At 65.2% G+C, this 13,834-nt stretch carries 11 protein-coding genes; 4 read left to right on the top strand and 7 right to left on the bottom strand.

The genetic code is table 11. The features are described 5' to 3' along the window. The 5 genes from CDV44_RS23950 to CDV44_RS23970 form a co-directional block, all read right to left on the bottom strand. Positions 1 to 1,110 (bottom strand): amino acid permease (locus tag CDV44_RS23950; protein WP_087691208.1); only part of this gene is annotated, 1,110 nt, incomplete at its 3' end. A 642-nt stretch (positions 1,111 to 1,752) separates the two neighbouring features. After that, on the bottom strand, positions 1,753 to 2,538 hold the full coding sequence (locus CDV44_RS23955; protein ID WP_087691209.1) for an SH3 domain-containing protein: 786 nt from the start codon (positions 2,536 to 2,538) through the stop codon (positions 1,753 to 1,755). A gap of 220 nt (positions 2,539 to 2,758) precedes the next feature. Continuing rightward, entirely contained in the window at positions 2,759 to 4,327 is a 1,569-nt protein-coding gene (locus CDV44_RS23960; protein ID WP_249277724.1) for an inorganic phosphate transporter, read from the bottom strand. Positions 4,328 to 4,496: 169 nt separating this feature from the next. After that, the gene (locus CDV44_RS23965; protein WP_087691210.1) at positions 4,497 to 5,603 is read right to left on the bottom strand and encodes an S-(hydroxymethyl)glutathione dehydrogenase/class III alcohol dehydrogenase; all 1,107 of its coding nucleotides are present in this window, start codon (positions 5,601 to 5,603) and stop codon (positions 4,497 to 4,499) included. Between the two features lie 203 nt (positions 5,604 to 5,806). After that, complete coding sequence (locus tag CDV44_RS23970; protein WP_087691211.1) at positions 5,807 to 6,604, bottom strand: helix-turn-helix domain-containing protein; 798 nt, start codon at positions 6,602 to 6,604, stop codon at positions 5,807 to 5,809. 111 nt (positions 6,605 to 6,715) lie between these two features. Here CDV44_RS23970 and CDV44_RS23975 point away from each other — a divergent pair, with 111 nt between their 5' ends. Next, complete coding sequence (locus CDV44_RS23975) at positions 6,716 to 7,876, top strand: multidrug effflux MFS transporter (RefSeq protein ID WP_087691212.1); 1,161 nt, start codon at positions 6,716 to 6,718, stop codon at positions 7,874 to 7,876. A 13-nt stretch (positions 7,877 to 7,889) separates the two neighbouring features. Here CDV44_RS23975 and CDV44_RS23980 read toward each other — a convergent pair whose 3' ends face one another. Together CDV44_RS23980 and CDV44_RS23985 are read right to left on the bottom strand one after the other, a co-directional pair. After that, a complete protein-coding gene (locus CDV44_RS23980; RefSeq protein ID WP_249277696.1) occupies positions 7,890 to 8,537 on the bottom strand; it encodes a cupin domain-containing protein in 648 nt (215 codons plus the stop codon). 107 nt (positions 8,538 to 8,644) lie between these two features. Next, the gene (locus CDV44_RS23985; RefSeq protein WP_087691213.1) at positions 8,645 to 10,366 is read right to left on the bottom strand and encodes a bifunctional diguanylate cyclase/phosphodiesterase; all 1,722 of its coding nucleotides are present in this window, start codon (positions 10,364 to 10,366) and stop codon (positions 8,645 to 8,647) included. Positions 10,367 to 10,908: 542 nt separating this feature from the next. On the opposite strand from CDV44_RS23985, the gene CDV44_RS23990 reads away from it, so the two are divergent. From CDV44_RS23990 to CDV44_RS24000, 3 genes are all read left to right on the top strand, one after another. Next, complete coding sequence (locus tag CDV44_RS23990; protein ID WP_087691214.1) at positions 10,909 to 11,439, top strand: YfiR family protein; 531 nt, start codon at positions 10,909 to 10,911, stop codon at positions 11,437 to 11,439. 53 nt (positions 11,440 to 11,492) lie between these two features. Then, positions 11,493 to 12,857, top strand: a complete 1,365-nt coding sequence (locus tag CDV44_RS23995) for a diguanylate cyclase domain-containing protein (protein ID WP_249277697.1) — start codon at positions 11,493 to 11,495, stop codon at positions 12,855 to 12,857. A gap of 179 nt (positions 12,858 to 13,036) precedes the next feature. Beyond that, the gene (locus CDV44_RS24000) at positions 13,037 to 13,645 is read left to right on the top strand and encodes an OmpA family protein (protein WP_369597105.1); all 609 of its coding nucleotides are present in this window, start codon (positions 13,037 to 13,039) and stop codon (positions 13,643 to 13,645) included. Positions 13,646 to 13,834: the final 189 nt, after the last annotated feature.

The following is a 13,834-nucleotide window of genomic DNA, read 5'->3' on the forward strand; positions in this document are numbered from 1 at the left end:
CACGAACCCGGCGATGACGGCGAACACCACGCCGATGATCCACGTGCCCGCAAACGGCGTCTTGTGCGTCGGGTGGATGCGCGAGAGCATCGGCGGCAGCAGGCCGTCGCGCGACATCGCGTAAGTGATGCGGGTCTGACCGTAGGTCATCACCAGAATCACGGTCGTCATGCCGAGAATCGCGCCCAGATCGACGAAGCCCGCGACCCAGTTCTGCCCCGCATATTGCAGCGCCAGCGATACCGGGTGATCCACGCCTGCGAACTGTGCGAACGGCACGATGCCGGTCATGATGGCGGCGACCGCCACATACAGCAGCGTGCATACGATCAGCGAGCCGATGATGCCGATCGGCAGATCGCGCCCCGGGTTACGCACTTCTTCGGCGGCGGAGGTGACCGCGTCGAAGCCGATGAACGCGAAGAACACGAGTGCCGCAGCGTTGAACATGCCGCTGGTGCCGAACGGCATGAACGGCGTCCAGTTGGCCGGCTTCACGTGCCATACGCCCACGGCGATGAAGAGCAGCACCACGCCGATCTTGATCGCGACCATCAGGTTGTTGATCCGCGCCGACTCGCGCACGCCGTACGACAGCACCCACGTGACCAGCAGCATGATGACGACGGCGGGCAGGTTGATGAAGGTGGTCACGCCCGGCACGCTGCCCGGTGCTGCCGTGATGACGGCGGGCAGGTGCAGGCCGAAGCCGGCTGCGAGCGACTGGAAGTAACCCGACCAGCCGACCGACACGGCCGATGAGGCCAGACCGTATTCGAGCATCAGATCCCAGCCGATGATCCACGCGACGATTTCGCCGAGCGTTGCATAGCTATACGTATAGATCGAGCCGGAGACGGGAATCGTGGACGCGAACTCGGCGTAGCACAGCGCGGCAAAGCCGCAAGCCGTGGCCGCGATCATGAACGAGACGGTGAGGGCCGGGCCAGCGGTGAGCGCGCCCGTGCCGGTGAGAACGAAAATGCCGGTGCCGATGATGGCGCCGATACCCATCAGGACCAGATCGATGGGGCCGAGCACCTTGCGGAGACTGCCGGTGCGGCTTGCCGCCAGCATGTTCTCGATGTTTTTGGTTCGAAAAAGACTCATGACCTGCAAAAGGTTCCTGCAACGTATGTCTCTGACGCACGCGTGACGCGCGCCATGGAGAAATCCCGCGGGCAACAATGTCCCGCGACCTGGCTGCAAGGGCACCCTGGGCTTGTGGCCGCTCGTTCCCATGCCTGACGGATTGGCCGCAGGGAGGGCAAGCGCCGCTCATGCCTGATCGCTGTCTGGTGCGTGGCTGCCCATCAGGCGTCGGCCACGGATGACGAGGGCCGCTCACGGTAAGCACGGGTGGTGCATACCGGACGCGGCATGGCGATAGGCAACCGCGACGTGCAAAGGCACGCCGGGGCGGGACGAACACGATCGAGACTTACGGAGGATCTTGCCGGACTGCCGTGAACGTCGCGCGGTGAGGCTGCGACGGCACGTCTGAGAGATCTGCTAAGTGGTCTGCAATGTGACGGGTGCCCGTTAAGCTGGCTAGCAAAACACCGGCGCCGGGGCACCGGTGTGTCAGTTGCGCGCTTGCGTTGCTAAGGGCTCGCTGTCCTGCGGGCCGGCCATCGGCGCCTGATCGGCGCCTCCGCCTGGCCGGCAATGCTCACATTTTAAGCGTTTTTCCCAAAACGCGTGCAGTGGCCACTGAATTAGGGTCACGTACTCCGGGTGCCGGTTCGGGCATCAGCGATCACCGCCCGGACGCCCGCCGCCGCCACCACCGTGGCCTCCGCCACCGCCGCCGTGGCCGCCCCCATTACCACCGCCGTGACCCCCACCGCCGCCGCCGGGCGGGCGCGGACCGTGTCCACCACCCCCGCCGGGAGGCCGTGGGCCGGGGCCCGCCCCGTGACCGGGAGGACGACCCGGACCCGGGCCGGCACCGTGACCGGGCGGGCGTGGGCCGGGACCGGCCCCGTGTCCCGGTGGGCGGGGTCCGGGGCCGGCGCCATGGCCGTGACCGGGCGGGCGCGGGCCCGGACCCGGGTAATGGCCGCCCGGCGGACGCGGTCCCGGCCCGCCGCCCCATTGCGGCGGACGCGGGCGCGGCGGCGGGCGGTGCCAGTAGCGCTGATCGTTGTACCAAGGCCGGCCGCGGTAATAGTTGCCCCAATACGCGCCGATGGAGAACGTCACGATCGGCAGACCGATCATCGTGCCGTAATTCAGTACGGGCACCGGACTGCCCTGATACGGATAGCTCAGCAGCGCCGCGTAGATCCAGCCGCGCGAGCCGGGCAGGCCAATGTCGCACCACGTGTAATCGGACAAACAGCCGTACACCGTCACCGGCATGCCCGGACCAGCCTGCGAGACGACCGGGTAGTCGCTCGCTGGGCCGGCCCGCACGTTGGCCGGGGAATTGATGACGGCCTGACTCGCTTGCGCCGACGCCACGCCGGGCAATGCCGCGAGTGTGACGACCGTTGCGGCGCCCGTGATGACGAGCGGCAAGAAGCTTTTGTTCATTGCATTCTCCCTGTCGTAACCGTGTGTCCGGCGTCAGGCGAAATGCGCGCCGGACGACACGCTTCGTAATGTTGTACTCAGTTCGACTGGCAGAGTGCCCACTTGGTTTGCTGTCACGCGTGTCGAAACCGGGCGGCAATGTTTGTGCGCATTACAGGGCTTACAAAATGGGACGGCATTTTCGGCGCCTGCCGTGCCACGCCCATCAACCCGCTGCGCCTCAGAATACCTGCCGGAACGCCCAGTAGAGCCCGCCGGCGAGCACGATCGCGGCGGGCAGGGTCAGGGCCCACGCCAGTAACAAATTCCGGATGGTGTCCCACTGCAAGCCCGAGCCGTTGATGGTCATGGTGCCGGCCACCCCCGACGACAGTACGTGCGTGGTCGACACGGGCAACCCGTAGAGATCGGCCGCGCCGATGGTCGCCATCGCCACCAACTCGGCCGATGCCCCTTGGGCGTAGGTCAGGTGCTTCTTGCCGATGCGCTCGCCCACGGTCACGACAATGCGCCGCCAGCCGACCATCGTGCCCAGCCCCAACGCAATCGCCACGGCCACTTTCACCCAGAACGGGATGTATTTCGTCGCCTCGTCGAGTTGCGTGCGGAACGCGTGCAGTGCACGCGCCGTGTCGGGGGCAATTGCCGTGTCGCTCCGCCGTTCAAGCAGACGAATCGATTCAGCGGCGAGGTACATGTCGTTGCGCACATTGGTCACCGAGGTGGCGGGCATGCGAGCAAACGAGCCGTGGCTGGCGACTTCCTGCGCGATGTCGCCGGTGAGGACCGACAACGCAGGCACGACATCGGCCGTGAGGGTCTCGGTGCGCACGAAGGCGGTGAGAGCGTCGCGAGGCGGCGCTGTTGCCGTGATCGCGGTCGCGACGCCGTCGGGCAGCGGCGGATGGGCGGCCAGCGAGCGCTGTGCGGTCTGGGCCGTGGCGACAAACTGAGCGACCTGTGCGTCCGGCATGGCGTGGTTGAGCGCGTAGGCCATGGGCACAGTGCCGACCAGAATCAGCATGATGAGCCCCATGCCCTTCTGACCGTCGTTGGACCCGTGCGCGAACGACACCCCGGTGCAGGTGAGGATCAGCAAGCCGCGAATCCACCATGGCGGCGGCGTGCGCGGTTTCGGCGATTCATAAAGCGCCGGGTTGCGCACGCAAAACTTCAGAGCGACAAAGAGCGCCGCAGCGCAGCCGAAACCGATGATCGGGGAGAGCAGCAGCGAGTATCCGACGGTGGTGACCTGCCCCCAGTCGATGCCGCCCGCGCCGCTGGTCACGTCGCGTCCGCGCATGAGTGCATTGGCAATGCCGACACCGACGATCGAGCCAATCAGCGTGTGCGACGACGAGGCGGGCAGGCCCAGCCACCACGTAGCCAGATTCCACACGATGGCGGCGATGAGCAGCGCGAACACCATGGCGAAGCCCGCCGACGAACCCACTTGCAGAATCAGTTCAACCGGCAGCAACGAGACGATGCTGAACGCGACTGCGCCGCTGGAAAGCAACACCCCGAGAAAGTTGAACAGGCCCGACCACATCACCGCGATGCTGGGGGGCAGCGAGTTGGTGTAGATGACGGTGGCGACCGCGTTGGCCGTATCGTGAAAGCCGTTGACGAACTCGAAGCCGAGGGCAATCACGAGCGCGATGACCAGCAGCGCGAACGGCAGCAGCGCCATCGAGTGCTCGCCGGTGCGGCCGACATCGCGAACGAGACTATAGGTAGTGAAAACGAGCCCCGCGACGAGCATCGTCAGAAAGACAGCAAGGCGGATGCGATGCCGCCGCCGCCGCGCCCGGGCGAGCGGTCCGCTGGACTCACCCGCCGCAGGCGGTGCGAGCGGGTGATCCGGTGCGAGCGCCGGATCGGGTGACGCGGCGCTTGCCTCGCCGGGGCGGGTCACGATGGGGCGGGGGCCCTGTCGATGGCGTTGTTCGCGTCGATCAGTACAGCACGACCGAGCGGATTGACTCGCCGCGCTTCATCAGATCGAAGCCTTCGTTGATCTGGTCGAGGCGCAGCGTGTGCGTGATGAGATCGTCGATGTTGATCTTCCCTTCCATGTACCAGTCGACGATCTTCGGCACGTCGGTGCGGCCGCGTGCGCCGCCGAAGGCCGAGCCCTTCCACTCGCGGCCCGTCACCAGTTGGAACGGACGCGTGCTGATTTCCTGACCCGCCGCGGCCACGCCGATGATGAACGACTGGCCCCAGCCCTTGTGGCAGCATTCGAGCGCCTGACGCATGGTCGTGACGTTACCGATGCACTCGAACGAGTAGTCGGCGCCGCCATCGGTCAGTTGCACGATGGTGTCGACCACGTTCTCGACTTCGTTCGGGTTGATGAAGTGCGTCATGCCGAACTTCTTCGCGAGTTCCACGCGGCCCGGGTTGATGTCGACGCCGATGATCTTGTCGGCACCGACCATCTTGGCGCCCTGAATCACGTTCAGGCCGATGCCACCGAGACCGAACACCACGACGTTCGCGCCCGCTTCGACTTTCGCCGAGTACACCACGGCACCCACGCCGGTGGTCACGCCGCAGCCGATGTAGCAGACCTTGTCGAACGGCGCGTCGGAGCGCACTTTCGCCACGGCGATTTCGGGCACGACGATGTAGTTCGAGAACGTGGAGGTGCCCATGTAGTGGAAGATGGGCTTGCCGTCGAGCGAGAAGCGCGACGTGGCGTCCGGCATCAGGCCGCGGCCCTGCGTGCTGCGGATCGCCTGACACAGGTTGGTCTTGCGCGACAGGCAGAACTTGCACTGACGGCACTCGGGCGTGTACAGCGGAATGACGTGATCGTCTTTCTTGAGCGTGGTCACGCCGGGGCCGACGTCGACCACGACGCCCGCGCCTTCATGGCCGAGAATCGCGGGGAAGATACCTTCCGGGTCAGCCCCCGAAAGCGTGTAGTAGTCCGTATGGCAGATGCCGGTGGCCTTGACCTCGATCAGCACCTCGCCAGCGCGCGGCCCTTCCAGATCAACTTCCTCGATGGTCAGGGGCTTGCCGGCTTCCCAGGCAATGGCGGCTTTGGTTTTCATTGAGACATTCCTCGTTGCAACGACGTTTGGGGTGATTCCCTTCGCGACGTACCTTACCGCGTTCTAAACTTGCACGCGAGTCTTGACACGCGGGTTGCATGAAAAAAGCAGCGCCGGGTGCGCAATTTGCAAGGCGCGCCGGGTGTGCGCGCACGGGTGACATTTGCTGGCGTTTGCCGGCGTTTGCCGACCCCGGTTCGACATTAGCGCCCGTGTGTGACGTCTCGTCGGGCGACTTCCTGACGCAGCTGCCCCGGTGTCTTGCCTGTTATCCCTTTGAAGAATGCGATGAACGCGCTTTCGCTGGCGAAGCCGAGCGAATGCGCGACCCACGCGAGCGTTCTGCCGCTCGATAACCCCTCCACCGCACGAATCAGCCGCCATTGCTGACGCCACTGCTGATAGCTCATGCCGGTCTCGCGCTGGAAGATCCGCCCGATGGTCCTGACGCTGGCGCCGACGGTGCGTTCCAGATCGGCCAGGGCGGGCGGCAATTGTTCCGGATGCGCAAACAATGGGGCGAGGCGCCGGTCGGTCGGCAGCGGTAACAGCAACGGTTGGCGCTGAGCGGTGGCGGTCTCGGCCAGACACAAGGCCAGCAAGTGGCTGGCGGTGCCGGTCGACCAGTCGGTGTCCCACGCGGCGAAGGCGATGCGCTCGAACACTTCACGCAGCAGCGCGCCCACCTCGATGACTTCGATTTGCGCGGGCAGCGTGTCGATCCACGGCTCGCCGAGAAAGATCGAACGGTATTCCACCGGTGTGCCCGTCACTGCGCGATGCGGCACCCCGGGGGGAATCCATGCGGCGCGGGTGGGCGGCAGCAGGCACAACTGATGTGCCAGCGTGATGCGAACACAGCCGTGCTGCGTGAACAGCCACTGCCCCATGCGGTGTTGATGGGCCCCGGAATCGTGATTGCCGAGCGTCGACGCGATGCCGATCGCGCTGCGCTGCATCGCGTCCGCATCGAATGTTGCCTGAGGGTCAAGCCATGCCATGACGGGGCCGGTGCAATGAATGTCCGATTTGATGGATAAATCGGCGGAATACCAATAATACGTCAGACCACGTCCCCGCAAGATGCTGCCTTCACTTTCCCGGAGCTTTCCATGACTTTGCCTACCCGGCGTGAGATGGCGTTACCCATCGCGCTCCTTATGTTTCCGCAGATCGCGGAGACGATCTACAGCCCGGCGCTCGTCGATATCGGCGAGGCATTCGGCGTGGGGCCTGCTGCCGCCGCCAGCACGCTCTCGGTCTACTTTTTCGCGTTCGCCATCGGCGTGGTCGTCTGGGGGCGTATGTGCGATGTGATCGGCCGCCGTCCGACCATGCTGTTCGGTCTTGCGATCTATGCGCTGGCGTGCGTCGCGGCGCTGTTCGTCGATACCTTCGGCGCCTTGCTTGCCGCTCGCGTGACGTCGGCATTCGGGGCAGCGGTCGGATCGGTGGCGACACAAACGATCTTGCGCGACCGGTATCAGGGGCCAGCGTTGGGGCAGGTGTTTTCGATGGTGGGCATGGCGCTCGCGGTGAGCCCGGCCATCGGGATGTTCTCGGGGGCGGTGCTCGCGGGCTGGCATGGCTATGTCGGGGTGTTCGGTGGACTCGCGGTGCTGGCGGTCGTGTTGCTCGGCTGGAGTGTGATGCGCTTGCCGGAAACGCGCCCGCCGCAAGTCACGAAGGTGCCCTTGTTTGCGACGTTGTGGGTGATGCTGCGCGACTTCGATATCTGGCGCTCGGCGGCGCTCGTCGCGCTGTTCAATACCTGCCTCTTTTCGTACTACAGCCTCGCGCCGTTCATGTTCGAGCGGCTTGGTGTCAGCACGACGCTGTTCGGCTACTCGGGACTGGCGCTCGCGCTCGGCTCCGGCATTGGCGCAAGTCTCAACAAGCGATTGCTGGCACGCGACGTTGCGCCGCAACGCATTGTGATGACGGCCAGCGTGCTGGCGACGATCAGTGGCGCCGCCATTCTGCTGCTTTCCGAAACGTTGTGGTTCCTCGTGCCGGTCATGCTGCTGGTCGTCGCGTTCGGGCTGGCGATTCCCAACATTCTGAGCAGCGCACTGGCGCGCTATCGTGACCGTCTGGGCACCGGAGGCGCAGTGCTCGGGCTGTATTACTACCTGCTGATCGGCGCGGGGCTCACGCTCTCGGGCATGGCGCAGACGCTCGGTGGTACGTACTTCCTGTGCGGTCTCGCGGCCGTGATGCTGTGCGCTACGCGAGCGCTGAAAGCGCCTCGCGAGAGCGGTGTCGGCGGCTGATCAGGCAAGCGGATCACGAAGGCTGGGCAGCCGGCTCGTAGATGGTCAGCGGGCCGCAGTTCTCTTCGGTCACGAAGAAGGCGAGCAGGCGGGCAGGGTGCACCGGGTCTGGGTTTTCGGTCATCGTATGCAGGGTGCCGGGCGGCTCGAACCACGTTTGATTTGCCCGGTAGGTGACCGGTGCGTCGGCATTGAGTTGCGAACGGATCGTGCCTTCGATCACGACGGCGGTGACAGCGCCCGGATGACGATGGGGCGGCGAGAAGGCGAGCGGCGGAAATTCCACTATTGCGGTCGTGACCGATTTGCCGGGGGCGTTGGCCAAGGGTTCGCACGACAACGGGGTGACCTTGGTGGCGGGGCGCGCCGCAGCACCGTTGCCGGTCGATGCGTTTGCCATGGCGGTTGGCGTTGCGCTCCCCGTGGCTGATGCCACCTGCGTGGTGAGCGCGTCGTTGGCGCGCGCCGCCAGCGTGCAGAACGTATCGAGCCAGCCGGGGAGGGCGCGTTGTGCGGGGGGTGTCATGGCCAGACCGGCCGCAGCGATACCCAACGCCGCGAGGACACCGGTGGTGCGGTGTGTCATCAGCGGCGCCACGTGGCTAGTGCGTGGCGAGCGAGGCACGCGCGCTGTACGCGAGAGTTTCGGAACGTTGAACATGGCGAATTCTCCGGAAAGGACTTCAGCTTAGAGAGCCAATGTCCTGTCAGGAAGTGCCAAAAAATGGCAAATCAACTATGCCATGTGAGTGCGCAAAGGAAAGCGCTTCAGCGGCGTGCACCGCTGCCTAGCGGTGCCACGATGTGATACAGCCCGTGCATATCGATGGGCCGTGCAAACCAATATCCCTGCCCTTCGTCGCAGCCCAGCTCTTTCAACCGTTGCGCTTGTGCCTGCGTCTCGACGCCTTCGGCCGTCACGCGAAGTCCAAGCGAGTGCGCCATGGCGATGACCGCGTTCACGATGGCAAGGCTCGGCGGATGCACGAGCATGTCGCGCACAAAAGTCTGATCGATCTTCAGCCGGTCGATGGGAAAGCGCGTGAGGTAGGCGAGGCTCGCGTAGCCGGTGCCGAAATCGTCGACGGCAATCTCCACGCCCATGTCATGCAGTGCCCGCAGGGTACCGACGGCGGCGCTCGAATCCCCCAGCAGCACCGTTTCCGTGATCTCAATTTCCAGATGCCGGGGCTCCAGCGCATGCGCGAGCAGTGCGCGCTCGACCATGCCCACGACGTCCTGCCGGGCAAACTGCTGCGCCGACACGTTCACGGAGATGCGCGGCAAATGGCCGCAGCGCCGCAGCAATCGGCTCGCTTCCCGGCACGCGGTCTGAATCACCCATTCACCCAGCGGCAGAATCAGCCCGGACGTCTCCGCAATGGGGATGAACTCCGCTGGCCCGACGGCCCCGCGCACCGGACTGCGCCAGCGCAGCAGCGTTTCCGCGCTGCGAATCTCGCCATCCGCCAGACTGACCTGCGGTTGATATACCAGATGCAACTGCGAATGCGCCTGTTCGTTCACGGCCACACGCAGCAGGCTCTCCAGCTCGTTGCGTCTGCGCGCCTGCGCATCCATTTCACTGCTGAAAAAGCGCATGCCGCCGCCACTGGCACTGGCCTCGGCGAGCGCAAGGTGGGCGCGCCGCAACAGCGTCTCCGGCGTGTTGCCATGTTCGGGATAGCTCACCGCGCCGATGCTGGCGTCGAGGGCGACCGGGTTTTGGTCGACGTCGGCCCATTGGGCGAGACGCGTTTGAATGCGCGAGGCCAGCAAGCGCGCCGCGTCACCGGTTTCGTTTGTCACGATGACGAACTGGCTGCTGCCGAGGCACGCCAGGGCGTCTTCCGGGCCGCTCGCTTCGCGCAGCCGCTCGGCGGCGATACGCAGTGCGAGTTCAGCGGTGGGCGGGCCGAACGTGCTGCGCAGCTTGCGAAGGTGATCGAGTTCGACAAGCAGCACCGTCAGCCCGACCTGTTGCCGGGCGCAGCGATGGATGGCGAGTTCGAGCCGCTCGTTCAGCAGGGTCTGGTTCGGCAGGCGGGTGACGGGGTCGTGGTGAGTGACATACCAGAGCCGCGAGGCGACCTGCACCTGTTGCGAGAGATCGAGCACGATGCCGACCCAGCGGCGCTCGCCCGGCGCGTGCTCCACACACGACAGCGCCAGACGAATCGGCAGCCAACTGCGCACGTGCGTGAGCAGATGCCACTCGTCGTCGTAAGGCACGTCTTCGTTGGGGGACAGACTTGCCAGGGCCGGGAGGCGGCGGCGCGCGAGTTCCGAGGGATCGAGCAGAGAGAGGAAGCTGCGTTGACCGAGAAGGTGCTCGGGCAGGTAGCCCGTCAGGCGGGTGAACGCCGCGTTCATGCGCTCGATCATGCCGTCGTCGTTGCAAACGAACATGGCATAGGGGGCGCTGTCGAGCGCAGCGCGGCTCAACTCGGCCTGTACGTCGGGCACGGGGCGCGGCACCGGATCGTTCATGATCGCGCCTGTCGAGCACCGGGAATGACAAACTTCCACAGCAGCATGCAACACCTCCCTGGCGTCGCGAATCTCTTGATTTTCGAGCGATCTTTGTCGCCCGATTTACCTTGTTTTTCAAAAGGTTATGTGCATCATTCTGCCACGGTAAAAGCGCGCGTGTGCAAGGGAAAATGCGGAGGCGGCGGGGCTTTCGGAAACCGGTTCGCGCGTGCATGCTGTGCGATGTCGGCAGGTGCGGGTGACCTGTCGAAAATGGGAGGGGTGTGCCAACGAGGCCGGTGAAGGAAACCTTACCTGCCCGCTCGTTCATATGGCCTCACACACGGGGCTTCGGTATGATGCGGCCTGACTCGAATGGGGGCTGGCGGCACACCGCGGGATCGACATTCGATGATTCGCAATTGTTAAGGACTACAGTGTTGTATTGCGTCTGCGCGTTGGCAGGCAGCACGGCATCGAGGGACAGGCACCCACAGCAGGTACCCCGGTTTGCACGTGTGCGTGTCGCGCTATTTTTTCTATGCCTGTGGTGGCTCGCCATGGGGTCTGCTGCTGCGCAAGCGCCGGGCGGCGGTGTTGCGTCCGGTGCCACCGCAGCACCGGCCGCACCCTCGACGGCAGGCACGCGCGAAGCCAACGTACGGCAGGTGGTGCTGGGCATCATCAGTTTCACCCGCTGGCCCACCACGCCAGCCAAGGTGCGGCTGTGCGTGAGCGGCAACACCGACTATGCGCGAGACCTGCTCGCCGGCCCGTTGCCGAGCGCGGGCCTGCCGGTCGAGGCACAACGCCTGCCGGTGGGCGACCCTGCGGTTGCCACCTCGTGCGACGCCCTCTATCTCGGTGCCGTGAGCGACGCCGAACGCCGGCAAGTGTTGAGCAGTATCGCTGGCCATCCAATGCTCACGATCAGCGAGCGCAATGACTCGTGCACGCTCGGCACGATGTTCTGCCTGAACATCGACGCCGATCGTGTGACCTTCGACATCAACCTCGACACCGTCGCGCGCAGCGGCGTTCGTGTCCACCCCAATGTGCTGAAGCTGGCGCGCAAGCCGGGGACACCATGACGATCCAACGCCCCCCCATCCCCCCACCGACCGGCGCGCCCGACGCACCGTTCATGCCGCAAGCCCCCCTCGCCGGACTGTCGTCGGCCGAGATGCCGGGGCATGCGGCCGCCGACACTCACGTCAACGGTGCCTCGCATGACCGGCCGTTGTCCGCACCTGCGGGTGCTGCCGATGCACCGGCACGGCATCGCCGCCGGCCATCGCTGCAAGGTGTTTTGCGACGCACCCACTTGCGCCTCGCCGTCTCCGCCGTGGTACTCGCCGCCGTCTCGCTGACGCTGGTGGCGTGGATCGCGTTGCGTGTCTATGCCGAGAACAATTTGCTGCTGCTAGGCCGCTCGCTTGCCTACACCGTCGAAGCGGCGGTGGTGTTCGGTGACCGCGTAGCGGCGCAGGAAGCCATTGCCCTCATCGCCCATGAAGAGGATGTCGTGCAGGTGCGCGTGCTCGATGCGCGTGGCGCACAGTTCGCGCTGTGGCGGCGGCCTGACGGCGGTGCGCTCGCCACGTTGGAGCGTGCCGTGGCCGATGTGGCATTGCCGGGGCCGGTGACGCTGCCGATCCGGCACGACGGCGATGTCGTCGGTCATATCGAAGTGCAGGGGCAGGGGCATCAATTCTTCGTATTCCTATTGAGTGGTGTGGGCGGCGTGCTGGCGTGTTTGCTGGTGACGTTTGCCGTGGCGACCGTGTTGGCCAAGCGCATGCACCGCGATATCGTCAAACCGTTGCGGGCGCTTGCCGAAGTCGCGCACGCGGTGCGTCGCGAGCGTGCGTTTCATCAACGCGTGGCGGCGACGCCCATTGCCGAACTCAAGGAACTGGGCGACGACTTCAACGCGCTGCTCGATGAATTCGAGGGCTGGCAGAACCACTTGCGCGCGCAGAATGCGACGCTCGCCCATCAGGCCAATCACGATCAACTGACCGGCTTGCCGAATCGGGCTTATTTTGAATCGCGGCTTGCGCAGGCGCTGGTCGATGCTCACGAACTGGGCACACATGTCGCGCTGCTGTATCTGGACAGCGACCGGTTCAAGGAAATCAACGATCACCAAGGCCACGATGCCGGGGATGCCGTTCTGGTGGCGATTGCCGAGCGTCTGCGGCAGCCGCTGCGTGAGGGCGATCTGGTGGCGCGTCTGGGCGGTGACGAATTTGCCGTAATGCTGCCCGGCGTGCGCCAGACGTCGAACGCCGTGCGCCTCGCGCAGAGCCTGCTGGTCGCGATGGAAAAGCCGATTGCGCTGCCCGGTGGCGGCGAGATCGTCACGTCGATGAGCATCGGCGTGGCGCTGTACCCGACGCACGCGCCGGACGCCCCGGCGCTGTTGCGCGCGGCCGACGCCGCGATGTATCAGGCCAAGCGTGCCGGTGTCGGCACCTGGCATGTTGCGGAAAGCCCCAAGGGATAAGGCGGCGCGCAGCACCTAAGATGATCAGAACAAAGCAATATCCGCAGTACCCGCAGTACCCGCAGTACCCGCAGTACCCGCAATACACGCAGTACCCGCAGTACCCGCAGCAACCAGAAAAATAAGCAGCACCATAAAGATAACGACGACCGGATTACACACCGCAATGGGGAATCACCTTGAACTTCGCAGTTGACACCACACAATCGCGCCCGGGCACTTCACCGGTTCATGCCGGTTTCGAAGGCGCCGCGCGTTTCATTTCGCGCCACTTCACGCGACACCTCAACCGTTTGAGCACGTTCAGCCGCCGCCTGATCCTTCTGACCTGTCTGATCGGCGTCGGTGCGCTTGCCGGCTGCCAGACCACGCCGGTGCACGGGCTCACGGCGGAGCAGATCGCCGCACTCAAGTCCGAGGGCTTTGTGCAAACGGATGAAGGCTGGGAGTTCGGCTTGTCCGACACCGTGCTGTTCGATACCGATAAATTTGTGCTGCGCGACGCCGCGCGCCAGACGGTCATGCGTATCGGTCAGACGCTCGTGAAGGTCGGTCTCGCGGAGGTGCGCGTGTACGGTTACACCGACTCGGTGGGCAGCGATACCTACAACGAACAACTCTCGGGCCGCCGAGCCGATGCCGTCGCCGCTGTCTTGGTCGATGCCGGGATGCAACGCGGGGGGATTCAGGCCGTCGGTGCGGGCAAGCGCAATCCGGTCGCGGACAACAGCACGGCCAGCGGACGGGCACAGAACCGGCGCGTTGCCATCGTTATTTCGACGCGCTGATTCACGTCGACAAATCACGTCGACAAGTCGCTTCCTCGGGGCGCGGCGCACGCGCCGGGGCCGCCGGCCAAGGCTTGGCGGCTCGTCACGGCAGCCGCGTCGACCGGATGAAGTGGCTTCGGCGGCGCGGCGGTAAGGCAATGTAAGTCCTTGCTAAGGCGTTGCCAACGGCCACAATCAGGCACAATG

Origin of the sequence: Pandoraea sp. PE-S2R-1 (genome assembly GCF_002179865.1) — a bacterium.
Lineage (GTDB): Bacteria > Pseudomonadota > Gammaproteobacteria > Burkholderiales > Burkholderiaceae > Pandoraea.